We start from the raw sequence: 21392 nt of genomic DNA, 5'->3' as shown, positions 1-21392 counted from the left end.
TTGCTTCGCTCGGCCCGGTGTGCCGTCGCTGCGCTCGGCCTGGCCACAGAGATCGCGCCCAACCCGTCGGCAGCGCGCACCGCGCGCGTAACCGACACCCGGCGCAGCTGCGCAGCAGCAGCCGGGTGGACCCCGCTCCCCACCCCTGCTGGCTGCGCCGAGAAGCGCAGGAGCTGGGGTGGGCGTGTGTGCCGAAGGACACACACGCTTCGTGATCTGACTTGCCGCAGCTGTTTGAGCGGAGTTCGAAGAACGCAGCGAGTTCTGCGGCACCACCCCAGGTCCGAGCATCGCAGGTTGCCCCCATTCGCCCGACAGGGCGAATGGGGGACGCAGACTGGGGGTCGCCTTTTCTTTGCCTACTTTCTTTTGGCGACGCAAAAGAAAGTAGGTGCGCCGCCGGGCGCACATCCCGGCCCCCGCCCTCCGCCGAGGCACGGAGCAACCATGCACACCAGCACCAGCAAACCAGAAAAGAGGCAAGCCCATGGCCTTTGAATTCCCCATCCGAATTTATTGGGAAGACACCGACGCGGGCGGAATAGTCTTCTACGCCAACTACCTCAAATTCTTCGAACGCGCCCGCACCGAATGGCTGCGCTCCCTGGGCATAGGCCAACAACACCTCAGGGAACAAACCGGCGGCATGTTTGTCGTAACCCACAGCCAGGTACGTTACCTGCGGCCTGCAAGGCTGGACGATGAACTCATTGTTACCGCCCAACTGCAAGAGGCCGGCCGCGCATCGTTGACAATACTGCAGCAAGCGCTCCTGAAACCAGAGCACGACATGACCGAAAATCCGCCCGCACTGCTCAGCGAAGGCACCATCCGCATCGGCTGGGTGGACGCCGCCACCCTGCGGCCCGCGAGAATACCGAGCACCCTTCTGGAACAACTCTCAACAACACCATGAATTCCCAAAACATGTCCATCCTCAGCCTGGTGCTGCAGGCCAGCTGGGTGGTGCAACTCGTCATGCTGCTGCTGCTGGTCGTCTCCGTCGCCAGCTGGGCCGCCATCTTCCGCAAGCTGTTCGCGCTCAAGCGCATCAAGTCGCTCAACGACGATTTCGAGCGCGACTTCTGGTCCGGCACCAGCCTGAACGACCTGTTCGCCAGCGCCGCCCAGAACGCCAAGAACGCCGGCCCCATGGAACGCATCTTCGCCAGCGGCATGCGCGAGTACCAGAAACTGCGCGAGCGCCGCATCACCGATGCCGGCACCCTGATGGACGGCGCACGCCGCGCCATGCGCGCCAGCTTCCAGCGCGAGATGGACGTGGTCGAGTCGAGCCTGTCGTTCCTGGCCACCGTGGGCTCGGTGTCGCCCTACGTGGGTCTGTTCGGCACGGTGTGGGGCATCATGCACGCCTTCACCGGCTTTGCCGGCATGGAGCAGGTGACCCTGGCCACCGTGGCCCCCGGCATCGCCGAGGCGCTGGTGGCCACCGCCATCGGCCTGTTCGCCGCCATCCCGGCCGTGATCGCCTACAACCGCTTCGCGCGCGACATCGACCGCGTGGCCACGCACCAGGAGACCTTCATCGAGGAGTTCTCCAACATCCTGCAGCGCAACCTGGGCGCGCAGCAACCCACTTCGGCCTCCGGCCACTGAAGCGAAGGGAGCCCGCATGCCCGCCATGGCGTCCCGCGGCCGAGGCCGCCGCACCATCAACGAGATCAACATGGTCCCGTTCATCGACGTGATGCTGGTGCTGCTCATCATCTTCATGGTGACGGCCCCCATGCTCACCCCCGGCATGGTCGACGTGCCCAGCGTGGGCAAGGGCCGCAACCTGCCCAAGGTGGTCGCCCAGATCGTGGTGAACAAGGACGGCTCGCTGCAGCTCAAGACCCCCGAGGCCACGCGCAGCATGAGCCAGCGCGAGATCGGCGAAGCCGCGCTGCGCTGGCAAAAGAGCCAGACCAAGGAGACGGCTGTCATCATTACCGCCGACAAGGGCGTTATGTACGACAACGTGGTCAAGGCCATGGACGCCTTGCAGAAGGCGGGTGTGCAGCGGGTCGGTCTCTCCGTCAAACAGGGTGGCTGAAGCCGAAGTGCCCCGCCCTGCCTGATTGATTGATTGAACCGAAGACGACGCACACGCTCTACCCTCTCCATGCACGCCCAAGACGACCGCGACCAGTTTGCGCCCCCCGCACCCCCTGCCCGCCTGCGAGCCATCTCGCTGGCGGTGCTGGTGCACCTGGCGCTGATCGGCGCACTCACCTGGGGCGTGAACTGGAAGGCCAGCTCCGACCAGCCCGCCGTGCAGGCCGAGCTGTGGTCCGCCGTGCCCCAACAGGCCGCGCCGCCCGAGGTGACGCCCCCGACCCCGCCGACGCCGCCCGAGCCGCGGCCGGTCCCCACGCCCGCACCGCCACCACCGCCGCCCCCACCGCCACCGCGCGCCGTGGAGCCCGACACGCGCGAGGCCGACATCGCCATCGAGCGTGAGAAAAAGCGCCTGGAGCAGGAGAAGAAGGCCCGCGCCGAGAAGCTCGAGCGCGACAAGCGCGAGCGTGAACGTGAGCGCAAGGAAGACGAGCGCGAGGAACGCCTCGAAAAGGAAAAGAAGGAAAAGCTCGCCGAGCAGAGGAAGGCCGCCGAGCAGGAAAAGCAAAAGAAGCTGCTCGCCGAAGAAAAGCGCAAGGCCGAAGAGGCCAAGGACGCCAAGGAAGCCAAAGACGCAGCCGCCAAGAAGCAACAGCGCGCCGAGGCCGAGGCCAAGCAGCTCGCAGCCCAGCGCGAGGCCAACCTGCGCCGCATGCAGGGGCTGGCGGGCTCCGAAGGCAACGAAAAGTCCACCGGCACCGCACAGCGCGACTCCGGCCCCTCGGGCAGCTACGGCGGTCTGGTGGCAGCCAAGGTCAAACCCAACATCGTCTACCCCGACGCGATCTCGGGCAACCCGCGCGCCGAGGTCGAGGTGCGCTTGGCCCCCGACGGCACCATCGTCGGCAAGCGCCTGGTGCAATCGAGCGGCAACAAGGCCTGGGACGACGCCGTGCTGCGCGCCCTGGAAAAAACCGAAACCCTGCCGCGCGACATCGGCGGGCGCGCGCCACCGTCCTCGCTGACCATCGGGTTCCGGCCGCAGGACTGACAATCGGTGGGGCCAAGACGGAGGGGGCCGCGCCCCTCCCACCGGTCAATATTGGCCAACTCAAGCCACAAGGCATCCGCTTCATGCAACTGCACCGCGTCTTTCTTTTGTGCACCCTGGGTCTGGCCGCTGCCATATCGGCTGCCCAGGACATTGCAGAGCCTGCAGCAACGGCGACGCCTACCAAGCCCACGGCGGGTGCCCAGACCCACAACGCACGACCGGTGTATCCCGCCTTGTCCAAGCGAATGGGTGAGCAAGGCCGGGTCGAGGTCAAGGTACTGGTTGACGCCCAGGGAATGCCTGTGAAAGCGGAGATCGGCCGCTCCAGCGGCTATCCCAGGCTCGATGCGTCCGCGATTGATGCGGTCATGCGGTGGCGCTTCCAGCCCGCACGCCGCAACGGCGTGGCGCAGGCGACCTGGGCGTTCGTGCCAATCAACTTCAGTCAGGATGGTCCCCCGTCCAACGCCTCAGCATGGAATGACCAGGCCGCAGCCGCCATCAGAAGCCATTTCAGGCTTGCAGGCATCTCCCAAGTCCGCGCGGACTCTCCGGCGAGCTTCTTCGTCGACATTCTTCCGGACGGAACCATCACGGACAAAGCCCAGCAGGGCTCCAGCGGCGAGCCTGAATGGGACAGCTTGGCCGCCCGAATACTCGACAAGGTGCACATCCCACCGAATCGCTTTGGGTTGATTCCGCGCAAAGCGCTGATTTCCATGGCTAGCAACCAGATCTACGTGACAGCCCTGACGGGCTGGCAGGAGCAACGGCTGGATACCGAACAGCGCTACGAAGACCGGGTAGCGGCCAAGATACGGGGCCGCCTCGCCTACCTCAGCGCGATCACCGGCAACCTGCATGCCGAGGTGGAATTGCGCCTCTTGCCGGATGGCAGCATCACCGGCAGGCGCCTTGCACAGTCCAGCGGCAACCAGGATTGGGACGATGAGGTGCTGCGTGCGGTGGACAGAACCCGCTTCGTGCCGCGCGATGTTGGAGGGCGCGTTCCGCCCTCGCTGACCATCGCGTTCCGGCCGCAGGACTGATTGACCGGCCTACCAAGCCCCTCGTTTCATGGCAATGCAGTGCCGATCCCGCCTCACAGGGCGCCCCCTCGCAAGCGGAAATCAGCCGCTCCAGGCAGGGAGCCTAACAGCGACGGCGGCAGGGGTCCCTCTGCCAAGCACTGGATTTTGTAGTGATGCAATTTTTGATGCAAAATCACATCAATACAAGCATCCGGAGAACAACCATGCGAACCACCGTGACCATTGACGACGCTCTGTTCGAAGAAGCACTGGAAGTTGCAGAACCTGGAATAGACAGGGCTGAGTTGATCCGGGAGGCCATCAAGACCTTTGTCCGGGTTCAAGCTGCAAAGCGGCTCGCATCCCTGGGCGGCACCACCCCCGACATGGCAGATGTTCCCAGGCGCAGGGAAGGTTCAGCACAGTGATACGCGTGCTGGTCGATACCTCCGTGTGGGTCGATCACTTTCGCCAACGCAACGCCTCTTTGGTGGAATTGTTGGTGTTGGATTCGGCCTTGGTGCATCCCATGGTTTGGGGAGAGCTCGCTTGCGGAACCCCGCCGTCACGGGCAAAGACCATGGCCGACCTGAAACGTCTCCAGCCAGCCTCAGAGGCAGCCTTGCCGGAAGTCGTGGCGTTCGTGGAGAGGGAACAGCTTTTTGGCCTGGGCTGCGGTCTTGTCGATCTGACCCTTCTTGCCTCCACATTGTTGACACCTGGCGCCAGGCTCTGGACCCTGGACAAGCGGCTCGCCGCCCTGACCGAGCGCTTTGGCGTCGCGCATCAGCCCAGGGTGCATTAGCCTCACCACGGCAGGGTGAACGTCTTGCAGTTGGTGAACGACTTGATCGCCTCCTGCACCCCTTCCTTGTAGCCCAGGCCCGAGTCCTTGATGCCGCCAAACGGCGTCAGCTCGATGCGGTAGCCCGGCACCTCCCAGAGGTTGACGGTGCCCACCTGCAGCTCCTTGGCAAAGCGGGTCACGTCGTCCATGCGGTTGGTGCAGATGCCCGACGACAGGCCGAACGCCGTGCCGTTGGAGATGCGGATCGCCTCGTCGATGTCCTTGAAGGTGATGATGGGCGACACGGGGCCGAAGGTCTCCTCGCGCACCACGATCATCTCCGGGCGAACCCGGTCCAGCACCGTGGGGGAATACAGCGCGCCCTCGCGCACATTGCCCGCCAGCAGGCGCGCGCCCTGGGCGATGGCCTCGTTCACCACCTTCTCGAAATGGCGGGCTGCGGCCTCGTCGATCACCGTGCCCATCTCGTTGGCCTTGTCCATGGGGTCGCCGTAGCGCCAGGCCCGGGTCTTGGCCACCACGCGCTCGGTGAACTCGGCCGCCACCTTCTCGTGTACCAGCATGCGCTTGACCGCCGTGCAGCGCTGGCCCGAGTTCTTATACGAGCCCTGCACCGCCAGGTCGCTGGCCTTGTCCAGGTCGGCATCGTCCATCACGATCAGCGGGTCGTTGCCGCCCAGTTCCAGCACCATGCGCCGGTAGCCGGCCTTCGACGCGATGTACTTGCCGATGGCCACCCCGCCGGTGAAGGTGACCAGGTCCACATGGCGGTGGGTCAGCAGCTCGTCGGCGATCTCGCGCGGATCGCCGGTCACCACCTGCAGCATCTCCACCGGCAGGCCGGCCTCGTACAGCAGGTCGGCGAAATAGTAGGCCGACAGGGGCACCTTCTCCGAGGGCTTGAGCACCATGCGGTTGTTCGTGGCCACGGAGGGCACCACCTTGTGCGCCACCTGGTTCATGGGGTGGTTGAAGGGCGTGATGGCCGTGATCACGCCCAGCAGCGGCTCGCGCGTGGTGATCACCTTGCGCTTCTTGCCGTGCGGCGTGAGGTCGCACGAGAACACCTGCCCATCGTCGCGCAAGGCTTCGTTGGCGCCAAAGTTCAGCACGTCGGCCACGCGCCCGATCTCGTAGGTGCTGTCCTTCTTGCACAGGCCCGACTCGGCGGTGATGATGCTCGACGCCTCGTCGGTGCGCTCGCGCAGCAGCGCCGCCGCCCGGTTCAGGATGGCCGAGCGCTCGTAGCGCGACAGCGTGGGCACATAGGCATGGGCGATGTCCATCGCCCGGCGCACATCCTCCACGCTGGCCATGCCCACCGTGCCCACGCGCTCGCCGCTGTAGGGGTTGACGACGTCGATGTTGCGCTCCGTGCGCACCTTGGCGCCGCCGATGCGCAATGCCTCTGCGCGAAAGTCCGCGCTTTCCATGATGCAACTCATGCCGCCTCCTTGAGTGGTGCTGTGTTGGTTCCGATGAAGTTCTTGCCGCGTGCGCCGGTCAGCGCGTGGGCCACCATCTCGCGCGCCTGGTCGTCGCTCACGCCGTAGTCGGCAAAGCGCGTCCTCACGCCCAATGTCTCGATGAAGCGCACCAGCCGGCCGGGCGCAGCATCCAGGCGGCCCAGCGCGCGCTCCAGCACCGCATCGCGCTCGGGGCTCTGGCCAATGGCGCGCTCCAGCACCATGGGCAGCGGAAAGCTGCAGGCAATGCCGTGCGGCAGCCCATAACGCAGCGTCATCTCGTAAGAGATGGAATGCGCCAGCGCAGTGCGCGTGTTCGAAAAGGCCATGCCTGCCTTCAGCGCCGCCAGCGCCATGCGCCCGCGCAGCGCCGCATCATCCAGGCGCTCCATCAGCTGCGGCAGCGCGTCCAGGATCTCATGCACCGCCGCCACCGCAAAGGTGTCGGACACCGGGTTGGCATTCACGTTCCAGATCGACTCCAGCGCGTGCGACAGCGCGTCCAGCCCGCTTTGCAGCGTGACCGATGCGGGCAGCGACAGCATCAGCTCGGGGTCGATCAGCGCCACGCTGGGCCAGGTCTCGGGCAGGTGCAGCGAGTATTTCTTCTGCGCGCCCCGGTCCCACACCGTGGCCCAGGGCGTCACCTCGCTGCCCGTGCCGGCCGTGGTGGGCACGGCGATCAGCGTCTTGGTCCGCGCTGGCGTGAAGGCCGTGCCGGACGCCAGCAGCGCCACCAGTTCGGCAAAGCGCCCGCTGGGCGTGGCCACCATCAAGGCCTTGGCTGTATCGATGGCACTGCCGCCGCCCACGGCGATGATCACCTCGGCCGCAGCACTGCCGCCGGACCAGAAGGCGTCGTACAGCGCCGCGAGCTCGGCCACGTCGGGGTTGGGCCGCACGTCGTCGATCACGCCCACCAGTTGGTCGCCCAGCAGGGCCTCGATGCGCGCCACCAGGCCGAGCTGGCGCGCCTCTGGAAAGGTGACCAGCAGCGCGCGCCGTCCGGCCAGCAGCCCGGGCAGGGACGACAGTGCCCCGGCCCCGTAGACGCTGCGTACGGGGTTGAAGTATTCATGTGGCATGGAGAGAACCTCTAGACGGAAGAAAAGGCGTGGTTCAGCGCGAGGTCGAACACGTCGAAATTGCGCAGCCGCCGGCCGGGGGCAACGCCCTTCAAAGGCCGGTTGAACAAGAGCGGCACCTTCTGCTCGGAGATGCCGCCATGCGAGCGCAAGGGCACGGTCAACCCGCTCAGGTCATGCCGCGCCGCGCTGGTGCCCAGCACCGTGAGGTGGTCCGACACCACCACCAGGTCGCCAATGCGGTCGCCCGCCAGCTCGAATCGGGCCGCCGCCTCCTCGCGCGTCAGCACCACCTCCACGCCGGGCAGGGCCAGCAGCGCACTGCGCACGCCCTCCAGCGTGGCGCCGGCATTCACGTAGATGGTCGCGAACGAGCCCAAAGCGCCGTGGTGCACCACGTAGGGATCGGTGATGGGCAGGATCACCCGCGTGCTGCCCGCGCCCAGTTGCGCATCCAGCTCCTGCTGCAGGTAGACCACGCGCGGCTTGCCTGCGGCATCGGTCTTGGGGCTCATGCCATGGTCGGCGGTGAGGCCGATGACCGCGCCCAGCGCATCGAGCTGCTGCAGGTAGCCGTCCATCATCGCGTAGAAGGCATTGGCCTCCGGCGTGCCGGGCGCGCACTTGTGCTGCACGTAGTCGGTGGTCGACAGGTACATCAGGTCCGGCCGGCGGGTCTCCATCAGGCGCACGCCGGCCGCAAAGACGAACTCGCTGAGGTCGGCGCTGTACACCGAGGGCACGGGCCTGCCCACCAGCTCCAGCACCTTCTCGATGCCGCACTCGGCCAGCGTGGCCTTGTCGGCCTTCTCGGCCGAAAAGCAGATGCCCTTGAGCCCGTGGCCGAGCAGGGTGCGCAGCTTGTCCTTGGCCGTCACCGCCGCCACCAGCGCGCCGGCATCGGCAAACGCGGCCAGCAGCGTCGGGGCGCGCAGGTACGCGGGGTCGTTCATCATGACCTCGCGGTCGGCGGCCACATCGTAGAAGTAGTTGCCGCAGATGCCATGCACCGAGGGCGGCACACCGGTCACGATGGACACATTGTTCGGGTTGGTGAAGGTGGGCACCACGCAGTCCCCGATCAGCGAGCCGCCCCGGGCCTGCATGCGCGCCAGGTAGGGCGCGACGCCGGCCTGGATGGCCTGGGTCAGGTAGTCGGGCTCGCAGCCATCCACGCAGACCACCACCACCGGTGCGGCGGGCCGGGCGTACTGCCGGCCATTGGCCTGCACGAAGTCGATCACAGCGGCATTCATCAGCGGGCTCCTTTTTGAATCCAGGCACGCAGCCGGGTCGATACATAGTCGGCCACCATCACCATGGCGATGATCACGGCGATGCAGGTGGCGGTGTCCTGGTACTGGAACAGCTTCATGCTGCCCACCAGTTCGAAGCCGATGCCGCCCGCGCCCACCATGCCCAGCACGGTGGCCTGGCGCAGGTTGGTCTCGAAGCGGTAGAGCACCACGGCGATCCAGGCCGTCACCACCTGGGGCAGCACGGCAAAGATGATGGTCTGCAGGGCCCCGGCCCCGGTGGAGCGCAGCGCCTCGATGGGCCCCTGGTCGATCTCCTCGATGGACTCGGCAAAGAACTTGCCCAGCATGCCCGCGCCATGCACCGCCAGGGCCAGCACGCCCGGAAACGGCCCCAGCCCCACGGCCGCCACGAAGATCAGCGCCAGGATGATCTCGTTGACCCCGCGGGTGAAGTTGAACAGCTGCCGCGTGAGCTGGTAGACCACCACGTTCGGCGTAAGGTTGCGCGCTGCGAAGAAGCACACGGGCACCGCCAGGATCACGGCCAGCAGGGTGCCCCACACGGCGATCTGCACGGTTTCGATCGCCGGGACGATCAGCTTGTCCAGAAACGCCCAGTTGGGTGGCAGCATGCGCCCCATGAAGTCGCCGATCCACGGCAGGCCCTTGCCCAGCTCGCCAAAGCTGACCTGTGCGCCGCGCGCCGCCCACCACAGCACGCCGACGAACAGCGCGCCAATACCAATGCGCGGCCACCAGCCCAGGCCACCGCTGGGCCGGGCCACCAGAAAGGTGTAAGAACCGATGTTCATGCTCCTGCCTCCTCAAGTTCCAGCTGGCGCAGCGCGGGTGCGGCTGTGGCCGCCACACAAGGGGCGCTGCGGCTGCGCGCATCGCCCTCGTCCAGGCCGGGGTAGATTTTTCGCAGCACCTCGTCCGTCAGCCCCTCGGGCCCGCCGTCATAGACGATGCGCCCGCCCGACACGCCCACGATGCGTTCGCCGAACTCGCGCGCATAGTCGATCTGGTGCAGGTTGCACACCACGGTGATGCCCAGTTCGCGGCTGGCCTGCTTGAGGTAGTTGAGCACCGTGCGCGAGGTCTTGGGGTCCAGGCTGGCCACCGGCTCGTCGGCCAGGATCACCTTGGGCTGCTGGGCCAGCGCACGGGCAATGCCCACGCGCTGCTTTTGCCCGCCCGAAAGCGTGTCGGTGCGCAGCTCGGCCTTGTCCTGCAGCTCCACGCGGCGCAGGCATTCCAGGGCAATCGCCACGTCCTTGCGCGGAAACCACTGCAGCCACGACAGCACGGCAGGCATGGCCCCCATGCGCCCGGTCAGCACGTTCTTCTGCACCGACAGGCGCGGCACCACGTTGTAGTGCTGGAAGATCATGGCCACCTGGCGGCGCAGCGCGCGCAGGCTGGCACCGCCGGGCTGGGCCAGTTGCCCGTCGATGTGGACCTCGCCACTCGTGGGCTCGGCCAGGCGGTTGATGCAGCGCAGCAGCGTCGACTTGCCAGCACCCGAGGGGCCCAGCACGACCAGGAACTCGCCGGGGGCCACGTCCAGGTCGATGCCCTTGAGCGCGTCGAAGTCGCCATAGCGCTTGTTCAGGCCACGGATCTTGATCATTTCATGGCCCTCAGGTCGAGGTTCAGGATCTTGGCCGTCTCGCGGATGACGTCATAGGCCTTGTCGTTGGTGGGGTGAAAGCCGTTGAGCATGCCCTGGTCCGACCAGGGGATGTCCTTCACGTCCAGGAAGGCGGCCTGCACGCGCTTCTTGAGCGCGGGGTCCAGGTCCTTGCGCCACACCGTGGGCGACTCGGGGATGGGGTCCGACTTCCACACCACCACCAGATCCTCGCGCTTGGCCAGGCCCTTGGCGATGGCCGAGTCCAGGATGCGGTCGGCAATCGCCACGGCCTCGATCTTCTTGTTCTGCACCGCCACGGCATTCGAGTCATGCGATCCCGAGAAGATCACCCGGCCAAAATCCTTGTCGGTATTGAAGCCCTCCTTCATCAGGCCGGCCTTGGGGAACAAGTGGCCCGAGGTGGAGGTGGGGTCCACAAAGGCAAAGGTCTTGCCCTTGAGGTCGGCCACCGTCTTGATCCCGCTGTCCTTGTGGGCCACGATCAGCGCGTGGTAGAAGGCCCGACCGGCCTTCTTGGTCTCGGCCACGGCAAAGGCCTCGATGGGCGCCACGGTGGTGCCCATCACGTACGAGAACGGGCCGAGGTAGGCCACATCGAGCCGCTTGGAGCGCAGGGCCTCGATCACGCCGTTGTAGTCCGCCGCCACGAAGGGCTTGACCGGCATGCCCAGCGATTTGGACAGCATGTCCATCATCGCCTGGCTGTTGGCGATCATGGCCCGTGAATCCTCGGAAGGAATCAGGCCCACCGTCAGGGTGCCGGCTGCGGCCCTGGCGCTGGCACTCAGGCCCACCAGGGAGGGGGCCAGCACCAGGGATGTGCTGGCCAGAAGGGATCGTCGCGTGAATTTCATCGATGTCTCCTAAGGGTTGGGTTTGAACCTCTTGTGTGCGCATGCCTCACGGGGCCCGACGCATGGCGCTACTGTCGGCGCTGCGCCACTATCTTGCAAATTCAACTTTTTTCACCGTTGCATTCATTCAATCTATAGTTGGCCCGGGATAACACGGAGAAAAATGTCATGCGCCTGACACAGTTGCGATCCTTCCACGCCGTGGCCACGGAGGGCAGCTTCACGCGCGCGGCCCAGGCCCTGCACGTGAGCCAGCCCACGGTGACCACCCAGGTCAAGCAACTGGAGGAGCTGTACCAGGTGGAGCTGTTCCACCGCACCGGCCGGCGCATCCGCCCCACGGAGATCGGCGAGCGCCTGTTGCAGCTGTCGCGCCAGATCTTCGGGCTGGAGCACGAGGCCGTGCAGGTGCTGCGCGATGCCGGCGAGCTGCGCTCGGGCCACCTGCGCGTGGCCGCCGTGGGGCCCTCGCACGTCACGAAGATGCTGGCCGCCTTCAACCAGCGCTACCCGGACATCAACATCTCGGTGGGCACCGGCAACTCCGAGGACGTGCTGACCCGCCTGCTCGACTACTCGGCCGACGTGGGCGTGCTGGCGCAGGTGCTCAAGGACAAGCGCTTTGTCTCGGTGCCCTACAGCGAGCACCCCATCGTGATCTTCTGCAACGCCAACCACCGCTTTGCGCGCCGGCGCAGCATCCGCACCGCGGAGCTGCAGGGCGAGAAGCTGATCCTGCGCGAGCAGGGCTCCACCACGCGCAAGGCCATCGAATCAGCCCTCAAGGCCGCAGGCGTGCAACCCACGGTGGTGATGGAGGTGGCCAGCCGCGAGATCATCCGCGAGGCCGTGCTGCAGGGCCTGGGCGTGGCGGCGGTGTCCGAGGTCGAATACGTACCCGGCGCGGGCCTGCACGCGGTGCGCATCAGCGACGCGCAGATCAAGACCTATGCCCACGTGGTCTGCCTGGCCGAGCGCCGGGACATGCGCCTGATCCGGGCGTTCTTCGAGATCATCGGCCGCGACTCCTGAAACCAGGTTCTGAACAACAAAAAACCCGGTGGCCACCAAGGCAGCCACCGGGTTCTTGCATCGCTTCTCAGCGGGGCCGCCCTCCCGTGGGCCCGCCCCTCGCTCTCTCTTGTGAATCTAAATAAGATCGGAGAACAAAACTCAGCGCAGCGGTTCTGGCTAGGCGCTACACATCCGATTTCTTACAGGCAGTACGTTTAGTACGACAAGACGCGGCAACGACGCCAGAAGAGTTTTGTTAGCCGCTCTTATCGGTCGCGGCGCTCCATGCGGCGGTTCAGGTTCAGTGCGCCCAAGGTGCAAGCCACGCCCGACAGCAGGTACACCGTCACGGCCAGCAGGCCGAACTGGGCCGACAGGCCCAGGGCCACCAGGGGCGCAAACGCGGCGCCGATGATCCAGGCCAGGTCGGCCGACAGGGCCGCGCCCGTGTAGCGGTACTTGGGCGAGAAATTGGCCGTCACCGTGCCCGATGCCTGGCCGTACGACAGGCCCAGCAGCACAAAGCCCAGCAGCAGGAACATGGTGCTGCCCACCTCGCCGCTGTTCAGCAGCACCGGTGCCATGAAACTGAACACGCCGATCAACACCGCCATGCCGCCCAGCAGCTTGCGCCGGCCCAGGTGGTCCGACAGCCAGCCCGAGACCATGATGGCCCCGGCCGCCAGGAAGGCGCCGACGATCTGCACGCCCAGGATCTGGGTGACGGGCTGGTCCGAGTACAGCGTGATCCACGACAGCGGGAACACGGTGACCAGGTGGAAGAGCGCAAAGCTGGCCAGCGCCGCAAAGGCACCCAGCAGCACGTTGCCGCCCTCGTCGCGCATCACCTCGTGCACGGGCACGGGCTGCAGCTCACGGTCCTGCAGCAGCTCGGTGTACGACTGCCCCACCACCAGGCGCAGGCGGGCAAACAGGGCCACCACGTTCACGGCAAAGGCCACGAAGAACGGGTAGCGCCAACCCCAGGCCAGAAACTCCTGCACCGTGAGGTTGGCGTACAGGTAGGCAAACAGGCCGGCCGCAAGCACGAAGCCCACGGGCGCGCCCAGCTGGCCGATCATGGCGTACCAGCCGCGGCGGTGCTTGGGCACCGACATCGCAAGCAGCGACGGCAGGCCGTCCCACGAGCCGCCCAGCGCCAGCCCCTGGCCGATGCGCAAAATCAGCAGCGCCACGATGGCCGTGGTGCCCAGGTCCTTGTAGCCCGGCAAAAAGGCCATGCCCACCGTACACACGCCCAAGAGGAAGAGCGCGATGGTCAGCTTGGTGCCGCGCCCCCAGCGCCGCTGGATGGCCATGGAGATGGCGGTGCCGATGGGCCGCACGACGAAGGCCACGGCCAGCAGCGCAAAGGCGGCCAGCGTGCCATCCAGGCGCGACATGAAGGGGAACAGGAACGACGGGAACACCAGCACGCAGGCGATCCCGAAAACGAAGAAGTCGAAATACTCGGACGAGCGTCCGATGATCACGCCCACGGCGATTTCGCTGGGGGTGACGTCTTCATGGGTGTCCGCGCGGGAGAGGGATGCCTGGCCTTCTTCAAAGCCATTCGCTGGGTAGATAGCAGAGGCGGGACTGCTCATGAACAGGGTTCCTTGTTGTGTAACGGATACACCCACGTTTTACACCCAGCCGCCCGGCCCGACAAGGGCGGTTTCACCCACGTTCCTGCAGGACAAATGCCCATAGGCTGTCTGCGCAGGGATTTCGGTACTGGCAGTGTGTTCGCTGGTTGCCCCAAAAAGGGGCAAAAACTTGACCTTGGACAAAATGTCCAATGGACAAATTTGGCTGCTCTATTACATTGAGCGGCAAATTGTCATTCGCGTTTACCCCTAAACGCCTTTGTTGGGCCCATCACATGTTCAAACTTCCCCAACTTCGCGGGCCGGCATGGCTTGCGTTGGCGGCCACAGCCACCAGCCTCGCCGGTTGCAGCAAGGCCGTCGTCCTCAACCCCGCAGGCGACGTCGCCTCGCAGCAAGGCCACATGGTCGTGCAGGCCACCTTGCTGATGCTGATCATCATCGTCCCGGTGATCGCCCTCACGCTGTGGTTCGCCTGGAAGTACCGCCAGTCCAACACCGCCAACACCGAAGAGGACTACGACCCCGACTGGCACCACTCCACCACGCTGGAGCTGGTGATCTGGACCGTGCCCCTGCTGATCATCATCGCGCTGGGCGCGCTGACCTGGATCGGCACCCACAAGCTCGACCCCTACCGCCCGCTGGACCGCATCTCGGCCACCAAGCCGCTGGAGGCGCAGGCCACCCCCCTGGTGGTGCAGGTGGTCGCCATGGACTGGAAATGGCTGTTCTTCTACCCCGAGCAAGGCATTGCCACGGTGAACGAGCTGGCCGCCCCGGTGGACCGCCCCATTCTGTTCAAGCTCACCGCCACCTCCACGATGAACTCGTTCTACGTGGCCGACCTGGCCGGCATGATCTACGCCATGCCCGGCATGCAGACCGAGCTGAACGCCGTGATCAACAAGCCCGGCGTGTACCCCGGCATCGCCTCGCACTACAGCGGCGCGGGCTTCTCGGGCATGACCTTCAAGTTCCACGGTCTGAGCCAGGGCGACTTCGAGCAGTGGGTGGCCAAGGCCAAGACCGAAGGCAAGGCGCTGGACAAGACCACCTACCTGAACCTCGTCAAGCCCAGCGAGCGCGACCCCGTGCAGCGCTTTGCCAGCGTGGAAGACGGCCTGTACGACAAGGTGCTCAACCGCTGCGTCGAAGAAGGCAAGATGTGCATGCACCACATGATGACCATCGACGAGCGCGGTGGCGAGGCCTACATGAAGGCCATGGGCCTGAACCTGCCCCAGGACGTGTGCACCATCGACAACGCCGGCCAGATCGTGGCCGCCCTCGAAGCGCGCCACGCCACGGTCCACGACCGCACCCTTTCCCGCCAATGATCCGCGCCTAAGAGACTGACGACCATGTCCACCTCACCCGTTGTAACCGAACCGCATTGGGCCCTGGGCCGAATCACCTGGGACTCGATCCCCATGGCGCACGAGCCCATCGTGCTGATCACCTTCATCGGCGTCGTGCTCGGTGGCCTGGCCGTGCTGGCCGGCATCACCAAGTTCCGCCTGTGGGGCACCCTGTGGCGCGACTGGATCTGCAGCATCGACCACAAGAAGATCGGCATCATGTACATGATCCTGGGCGTGGTCATGCTGCTGCGCGGCTTTGCCGACGCGCTGATGATGCGCCTGCAGCAGGCCATGGCCTTTGGCGACAACATGGGCTACCTGCCGCCGCACCACTACGACCAGATCTTCACCGCCCACGGCGTGATCATGATCTTCTTCGTGGCCATGCCGCTGGTCACGGGCCTCATGAACTACCTCGTGCCGCTGCAGATCGGCGCGCGCGACGTGTCCTTCCCGTTCCTGAACAACTTCAGCTTTTGGATGACCACCGCCGGTGCCATCCTGGTGATGGTGTCGCTGTTCCTGGGCGAGTTCTCCACCGCGGGCTGGCTGGCGCTGTCCAACCTGGGGGCGCAGAACCCGGGGGTGGGGCTTGACTACTACATCTGGGCGCTGCAGATCGCCGGGGTGGGCACCACGCTCTCGGGCATCAACCTGATCGTCACCATCATCAAGATGCGCGCACCCGGCATGAACCTCATGCGCATGCCCATCTTCACGTGGACGGCCCTGTGCACCAACGCACTCATCGTGGCTTCGTTCCCCGTGCTCACCGCAGCGCTGGTGCTGATGTCGCTGGACCGCTATGCCGGCACCAACTTCTTCACCAACGACCTGGGCGGCAACGCCATGCTGTACGTGAACCTGATCTGGATCTGGGGCCACCCCGAGGTCTACATCCTGATCCTGCCCTGCTTCGGCATCTTCTCCGAAGTGGTGGCCACGTTCTGCAAGAAGCGCCTGTTCGGCTACACCTCCATGGTGTACGCCACGGTCGTTATCACCATCCTGTCGTACCTGGTGTGGCTGCACCACTTCTTCACCATGGGCTCCGGCGCCAGCGTGAACACCTTCTTCGGCATCACCACGATGATCATCTCGATCCCCACAGGCGCGAAGATCTTCAACTGGCTGTTCACCATGTACAAGGGCCGCATCCGCTTCGAGCTGCCCATGCTGTGGACCCTGGCCTTCATGGTCACCTTCGCCATCGGCGGCATGACCGGCGTGCTGCTGGCCGTGCCCCCGGCCGACTTCGTGCTGCACAACAGCCTGTTTTTGATCGCCCACTTCCACAACGTGATCATCGGCGGCGTGCTGTTCGGCCTGTTCGCCGGCATCAACTACTGGTACCCCAAGGCCTTTGGCTACAAGCTCGACCGCTTCTGGGGCCTGTGCTCCTTCTGGCTGTGGGTGGTGGGCTTCTATGTCGCCTTCATGCCGCTGTACATCCTGGGCCTGATGGGCGTCACCCGCCGTGCCAACCACTTCGAAGACCAGTCGCTGCAGATCTGGTTCGTCATCGCCGCCATCGGCGCCGGCCTGATCGCCCTGGGCATTGCCTGCCTGCTGATCCAGATCGTGGTGAGCTACTTGAAGCGCGAACAGCTGCGCGACCACACCGGCGACCCATGGGACGCCCGCACGCTGGAGTGGGCCACTTCGTCGCCCCCGCCCGACTACAACTTTGCCTTCACCCCCAAGGTGTACGAGATCGATGCCTGGTGGGACATGAAGAAGCACGCCTACGCGCGCCCCCTCACCGGCTTTGCGCCCATCCACATGCCTGCCAACACCGGCGCGGGCGTGATCATCTCGGCGCTGTCGCTGGTGCTGGGCTTCGCCCTCATCTGGCACATGTGGCTGCTGGCCGGCCTGTCGTTTGCGGGCGTGGTGCTGGTGGCCATCGTCCACACGTTCAACTACAAGCGTGACTTCTACATCCCCGCCACGCAAGTGACGGAGACCGAGAACCTGCGTACCCAACAACTGCGTGCCAGCCATGTCTGATATCACCTACAACCAAGCTGCCGCCGCCATCACGCAAGGCGGCCCCACGGGCGCCACGCTGGCGCGCCGCGAGTACCACCTGGCGCACGAGCCGCATCCCGAGAACGGCACCGCCCTGGGCTTCTGGCTCTACCTGATGAGCGACTGCCTCATCTTCGCCGCGCTGTTCGCCACCTACGGCGTGCTGGGCCGCAGCTACGCCGCCGGCCCCACCGGCGCGCAGCTGTTCGACCTGACGCTGGTGGCCATCAACACGGCCTTCCTGCTGGCATCGTCGATCACCTTCGGCTTTGCCATGATCAAGAAGCAGCAGAACAACGTGAACGGCACGCTGCTGTGGCTGGCCATCACCGGCGTGTTCGGCCTGTGCTTTCTGGGGCTGGAGCTGTATGAGTTTCACCACCTGATCCACCAGGGCGCGGGCCCGCAGCGCAGCGCCTTTCTGTCGGCCTTCTTCACGCTGGTCGGCACCCACGGCCTGCACGTCACCTTTGGCCTGGTCTGGCTGGTGGTGCTGATGGTGCAGATCAAGAAGCATGGCCTGATCCACGAGAACAAGCGCCGCCTGATGTGCCTGTCGATGTTCTGGCACTTTTTGGACGTCGTCTGGATCGGCGTCTTCACCTTCGTGTACCTGATGGGAGTGCTGTAAATGAGCGCCGCACAACACACCGCCAACGCCCACGACGGCCACGGCCATGACGATCACGGCCACGACGACCACCATGGCGACGTGGGCCCGCACAGCACCTTCTCGGGCTACATGGTCGGCTTCGTGCTGTCCATCATCCTCACAGCCATCCCGTTCTGGCTGGTCATGGCCAAGGTCATCGCCGACCGCAACACCGCTATCCTCGTGCTCGGCGGCTTTGCGGTGGTGCAGATCCTGGTGCACATGGTCTGCTTCCTGCACATGAACGGCAAGGTCGAGGGCGGCTGGACGCTGCTGTCCACCATCTTCACCGTGGTCTTCGTGGCCATTGCCATCAGCGGCACGCTCTGGGTCATGTTCCACATGAACGCCAACATGATGCCCGGCCACCCCACGCCCACCCCGCCCACCCAGAGCGAAGCCGGCGCGGCGGCAAGCCACCACACCCCCTGATGGGTGCAGCGCCCCGACGCCCCACGACGATGCGGGGCGAGGCGGGGCGGGGCGGGGCGCAACCCTTGCGAAGCGGCCGCTCACAGCGGCCGCAGCCGTTTTGGGGCCAGTGCAACCGACTGAACAAAGGAACTCCCGATGACCGCAACCAACGGTCCCCCAGCCCGCCGGCGCCTGCGCCGCGCCGTGCTGCTGGTGCTGGGCATCGCCCTCTTCCTGGGCTTTGTGGCCCTGGGCACCTGGCAGGTGCAGCGGCGGGTGTGGAAGCTCGACCTCATCGAGCGCGTGGACCAGCGCGTACACGCCGCGCCCGTGGCCCTGCCCCCGGCCAGCGACTGGCCCGGCATCAACGCCGCAGGGCATGAATACCTGCCCGTCACCCTCAGCGGCCACTGGCTGCCCGGCAAGACCGTGCTCACCCAGGCCGTCACGGCCCTGGGCTCGGGCTTCTGGGTCATCAGCGCGCTGCAGCAGGCCGACGGCACCCAGGTGCTGGTGAACCGCGGCTTCATCCCCCAGGACCAGCGTGCAGAGTGGGCAGGCAAGGTCGATGCAGCGCCCGCTACCGTGCAGGGCCTCATCCGCATCACCGAGCCCAAGGGCGGCTTCCTGCGCAACAACGACCCTGCCGGAGAGCGCTGGTTCTCGCGCGACGTGGCGGCCATCGCCCAGGCACTGCAGTTGCCCCGCCCCGCCCCCTTCTTCATCGACGCCGGCCTGCCCACGCGCGGCGTGGCCAACCTGAGCGCCGAGGCGGTGGAAGTGGCCGGCACCGCCGCCACCACGGCGGGCACCACCTGGCCGCGCGCGGGGCTCACCACCATCCGCTTTGCCAACAGCCATGCGGTGTATGCCCTCACCTGGTACGGCCTGGCGCTGATGGTGCTGGGCGCGGGCTGGTTCGTGGTGCGCTACGAGCGGCGCCGGTAGACTCCCACCATGCCCCTTCTACGCATCGCCAAGAGCGCCGAGTTCTTGCGCAACCCGCGCGCTGCCGATGCCGCCGCCGGCATCAAGAACCTGCAGCAGCTTATTCAGCTGCGCTGGATGGCCGTCATTGGCCAGGTCTTCACCATCGAGGTGGCGCACCACAGTCTGCGCCTGACCATCCCCCTGCACCAGATGCTGATGGTGGTGGGCTGCCTGGCCGTGTTCAACGTGGTCAGCCTGCTGCGCCTGCGCACGGGGGTGCAGGTGCGCAATGTGGAGCTGTTTCTGGCGCTGCTGGTGGACGTGGCCGTGCTCACCACCCAGCTGTATTTGAGCGGCGGCACCAGCAACCCCTTTGTCTTTTTGTACCTGCTGCAGATCGCGCTGGGCGCCATTCTGCTGCGCGGGGCCTATATCTGGAGCATGGTGGTCATCACCACCGTGTGCTTTTGCGTGCTGGCCACCCACCACCTGCCGCTGGAGCTGCCGCAAGACCTGCACCAGGGCCTGTCGAGCCTGTACGTGATTGGCCTCTTGGTGTGCTTTGTGCTCAACGCGATTTTGGTGGTGGTGTTCATCACCCGCATCAGCCTGAACCTGCGCGAGCGCGACGCCCGCCTGGCCGCCGCGCGCCGCCGCCGGGTGGAAGAAGAGCACATCGTGCGCATGGGCCTGCTCGCATCGGGCGCGGCGCACGAGCTGGGCACACCGCTGTCGACCCTGGCCGTGATTTTGGGCGACTGGCAGCACGACCAGGAGCTGATGGGCGACGAAGTGCTGCGCGAAGACATCGAAGAAATGCGCACCCAGGTGCAGCGCTGCAAGAGCATCGTCAGCGGCATCTTGCTGTCGGCCGGCGAGGCGCGCGGTGAGGAATCGGCCCAGACCACCGTGAGAACGTTTGTCGACGCCCTGGCCGACGAATGGCGCACCACGCGGTCGATACCCGCATTTTCGTACCGCAACGACTTTGGCGACGACACGCCCATGGTGTCGGACACCACGTTGAAGCAGATGGTTTTCAATGTGCTGGACAATGCACGCGACGCCTCGCCCCAGTGGGTGGAACTGCTCATCACCCGCGACGACAAGGCCGAGGTGCCCGCCCTGTGCATCACCGTCAATGACGCAGGCCCCGGCTTTGCGCCCGGCATGCTGGACCACCTGGGCGAGCCCTACCAGTCCACCAAGCAGCGCCCCGGCAGCGGCCTGGGCCTGTACTTGGTGGTGAACGTGGCGCGCACTTTGGGCGGCAGCGTCACGGCCCGCAACCGCGCCCCCGAGAGCGGGGCCGAAGTGAGCATCCGCCTGCCCCTGGCAGCCGTGGCGATGCCGCGCGGCCACCGGCCGGTGTGATGATGGCCACGGATTTGCGTGCGTTGGATGCATTGGCTGGACAACCAACCAGACCAACAAGCAAGCAGCTTTTGTCGCCAGTCAAAGTTGAATTCGTACTAGTACAAAACCCGAGCCCGACCGCCATGGACGAAATCACCACCGCCAGCAGCAGCAGCAACAGCCCCGCAGCAGACCCATCCTCCAAGGAAGCAAAGGAAAAACCCCAGCTGCTCATCGTCGAAGACGACGAGGCCTTTGCCCGCACCCTGGCCCGCTCGTTCGAGCGCCGCGGCTACCGCGTGCTCCAAGCCGCCAGCCTGCCCGAGGTGGAAGCCTTGCTCACCCAGCACACCCCCGGCTACGCTGTGGTCGATTTGAAGCTCAAGGGCGACGCATCGGGTTTGGCCTGCGTGCAAAAGCTGCACGCCGCCAGCGAAGCCATGCTCATCGTCGTGCTCACCGGCTTTGCCAGCATCGCCACCGCCGTCGAGGCCGTGAAGCTGGGCGCCTGCCACTACCTGGCCAAGCCGTCGAACACCGACGACATCGAGGCTGCGTTTGGCTTGAAGGCCGGCGACACCGGGGTGGACGTGACCAACCGCTCCAGCTCACTCAAGACGCTGGAGTGGGAGCGGATTCACGAGGTGCTGGCGGAGACGGGGTTCAATATCTCGGAGACGGCGCGGAGGTTGGGCATGCACCGCCGCACCTTGGCCCGCAAGCTGGAAAAACAGCAGGTGAGCTAA

Annotated in this window: 22 protein-coding genes; 15 read left to right on the top strand and 7 right to left on the bottom strand. The window is 65.7% G+C overall.

Annotation, left to right across the window (positions count from 1 at the left end; all coding sequences use genetic code 11):
• Window positions 1-487 precede the first annotated feature (487 nt).
• The 7 genes from ybgC to AC0IZS_RS18160 all read left to right on the top strand — a co-directional run bounded on the left by ybgC (window position 488) and on the right by AC0IZS_RS18160 (window position 4951).
• On the top strand, window positions 488-916 hold the full coding sequence (gene ybgC, locus AC0IZS_RS18190) for a tol-pal system-associated acyl-CoA thioesterase (RefSeq protein WP_471636880.1): 429 nt from the start codon (window positions 488-490) through the stop codon (window positions 914-916).
• On the top strand, window positions 913-1617 hold the full coding sequence (tolQ, locus tag AC0IZS_RS18185) for a protein TolQ (protein WP_471636879.1): 705 nt from the start codon (window positions 913-915) through the stop codon (window positions 1615-1617). The genes ybgC and tolQ overlap by 4 nt, the downstream gene beginning before the upstream one ends.
• A gap of 16 nt (window positions 1618-1633) precedes the next feature.
• Window positions 1634-2056, top strand: coding sequence for a biopolymer transporter ExbD (locus AC0IZS_RS18180; protein WP_471636878.1), 423 nt, complete (start codon window positions 1634-1636; stop codon window positions 2054-2056).
• Between the two features lie 69 nt (window positions 2057-2125).
• Complete coding sequence (gene tolA / locus AC0IZS_RS18175; protein WP_471636877.1) at window positions 2126-3112, top strand: cell envelope integrity protein TolA; 987 nt, start codon at window positions 2126-2128, stop codon at window positions 3110-3112.
• 83 nt (window positions 3113-3195) lie between these two features.
• Window positions 3196-4164: a TonB family protein gene (locus AC0IZS_RS18170; protein WP_471636876.1), complete on the top strand. Its 969-nt coding sequence runs from the start codon at window positions 3196-3198 to the stop codon at window positions 4162-4164.
• 206 nt (window positions 4165-4370) lie between these two features.
• Window positions 4371-4574 carry a type II toxin-antitoxin system VapB family antitoxin gene (locus AC0IZS_RS18165; RefSeq protein ID WP_322592771.1) on the top strand — a complete coding sequence of 68 codons (204 nt, stop codon included), beginning with the start codon at window positions 4371-4373 and terminating at the stop codon, window positions 4572-4574.
• Entirely contained in the window at window positions 4574-4951 is a 378-nt protein-coding gene (locus AC0IZS_RS18160) for a type II toxin-antitoxin system VapC family toxin (RefSeq protein WP_471639551.1), read from the top strand. The genes AC0IZS_RS18165 and AC0IZS_RS18160 overlap by 1 nt, the downstream gene beginning before the upstream one ends.
• Before the next feature lie 2 nt (window positions 4952-4953).
• Here AC0IZS_RS18160 and phnY read toward each other — a convergent pair whose 3' ends face one another.
• From phnY to phnD, 6 genes are read right to left on the bottom strand one after another with little or no spacing between them, the layout of a single operon-like run.
• Complete coding sequence (phnY, locus tag AC0IZS_RS18155; protein ID WP_471636875.1) at window positions 4954-6399, bottom strand: phosphonoacetaldehyde dehydrogenase; 1446 nt, start codon at window positions 6397-6399, stop codon at window positions 4954-4956.
• Window positions 6396-7505: an iron-containing alcohol dehydrogenase PsrA gene (gene psrA, locus AC0IZS_RS18150; protein WP_471636874.1), complete on the bottom strand. Its 1110-nt coding sequence runs from the start codon at window positions 7503-7505 to the stop codon at window positions 6396-6398. Before psrA ends, phnY begins: the two co-directional genes overlap by 4 nt.
• Window positions 7506-7516: 11 nt before the next feature.
• On the bottom strand, window positions 7517-8761 hold the full coding sequence (gene phnA / locus AC0IZS_RS18145) for a phosphonoacetate hydrolase (RefSeq protein WP_471636873.1): 1245 nt from the start codon (window positions 8759-8761) through the stop codon (window positions 7517-7519).
• Window positions 8761-9576 (bottom strand): phosphonate ABC transporter, permease protein PhnE, encoded by an 816-nt coding sequence (gene phnE, locus AC0IZS_RS18140; RefSeq protein WP_471636872.1) that lies wholly within the window; start codon window positions 9574-9576, stop codon window positions 8761-8763. The genes phnA and phnE overlap by 1 nt, the downstream gene beginning before the upstream one ends.
• Window positions 9573-10397, bottom strand: a complete 825-nt coding sequence (gene phnC, locus AC0IZS_RS18135) for a phosphonate ABC transporter ATP-binding protein (RefSeq protein ID WP_436218982.1) — start codon at window positions 10395-10397, stop codon at window positions 9573-9575. Before phnC ends, phnE begins: the two co-directional genes overlap by 4 nt.
• The gene (phnD, locus tag AC0IZS_RS18130) at window positions 10394-11275 is read right to left on the bottom strand and encodes a phosphonate ABC transporter substrate-binding protein (RefSeq protein ID WP_471636871.1); all 882 of its coding nucleotides are present in this window, start codon (window positions 11273-11275) and stop codon (window positions 10394-10396) included. Before phnD ends, phnC begins: the two co-directional genes overlap by 4 nt.
• A 168-nt stretch (window positions 11276-11443) precedes the next feature.
• On the opposite strand from phnD, the gene AC0IZS_RS18125 reads away from it, so the two are divergent.
• Window positions 11444-12307 (top strand): LysR substrate-binding domain-containing protein, encoded by an 864-nt coding sequence (locus AC0IZS_RS18125; protein ID WP_322592764.1) that lies wholly within the window; start codon window positions 11444-11446, stop codon window positions 12305-12307.
• A gap of 248 nt (window positions 12308-12555) precedes the next feature.
• On the opposite strand, the gene AC0IZS_RS18120 is transcribed toward AC0IZS_RS18125, so the two are convergent.
• Complete coding sequence (locus tag AC0IZS_RS18120) at window positions 12556-13896, bottom strand: MFS transporter (protein WP_471636870.1); 1341 nt, start codon at window positions 13894-13896, stop codon at window positions 12556-12558.
• Between the two features lie 278 nt (window positions 13897-14174).
• Here AC0IZS_RS18120 and cyoA point away from each other — a divergent pair, with 278 nt between their 5' ends.
• The 7 genes from cyoA to AC0IZS_RS18085 all read left to right on the top strand — a co-directional run bounded on the left by cyoA (window position 14175) and on the right by AC0IZS_RS18085 (window position 21392).
• Window positions 14175-15239 (top strand): ubiquinol oxidase subunit II, encoded by a 1065-nt coding sequence (gene cyoA / locus AC0IZS_RS18115; RefSeq protein WP_436177225.1) that lies wholly within the window; start codon window positions 14175-14177, stop codon window positions 15237-15239.
• 24 nt (window positions 15240-15263) lie between these two features.
• Window positions 15264-17273, top strand: a complete 2010-nt coding sequence (gene cyoB, locus AC0IZS_RS18110) for a cytochrome o ubiquinol oxidase subunit I (protein WP_471636869.1) — start codon at window positions 15264-15266, stop codon at window positions 17271-17273.
• A complete protein-coding gene (gene cyoC, locus AC0IZS_RS18105; RefSeq protein ID WP_471636868.1) occupies window positions 17266-17925 on the top strand; it encodes a cytochrome o ubiquinol oxidase subunit III in 660 nt (219 codons plus the stop codon). Before cyoB ends, cyoC begins: the two co-directional genes overlap by 8 nt.
• The gene (gene cyoD / locus AC0IZS_RS18100; RefSeq protein WP_436218986.1) at window positions 17926-18378 is read left to right on the top strand and encodes a cytochrome o ubiquinol oxidase subunit IV; all 453 of its coding nucleotides are present in this window, start codon (window positions 17926-17928) and stop codon (window positions 18376-18378) included.
• A gap of 138 nt (window positions 18379-18516) precedes the next feature.
• Entirely contained in the window at window positions 18517-19308 is a 792-nt protein-coding gene (locus AC0IZS_RS18095; protein WP_471636867.1) for an SURF1 family protein, read from the top strand.
• A 9-nt stretch (window positions 19309-19317) separates the two neighbouring features.
• The gene (locus tag AC0IZS_RS18090; protein ID WP_471636866.1) at window positions 19318-20664 is read left to right on the top strand and encodes an ATP-binding protein; all 1347 of its coding nucleotides are present in this window, start codon (window positions 19318-19320) and stop codon (window positions 20662-20664) included.
• A 125-nt stretch (window positions 20665-20789) separates the two neighbouring features.
• Window positions 20790-21392 (top strand): response regulator transcription factor, encoded by a 603-nt coding sequence (locus tag AC0IZS_RS18085; RefSeq protein ID WP_471636865.1) that lies wholly within the window; start codon window positions 20790-20792, stop codon window positions 21390-21392.

It is taken from the genome of Acidovorax sp. AC410, from assembly GCF_979253235.1.
This window is presented reverse-complemented; position numbering and strand designations above follow the sequence as displayed.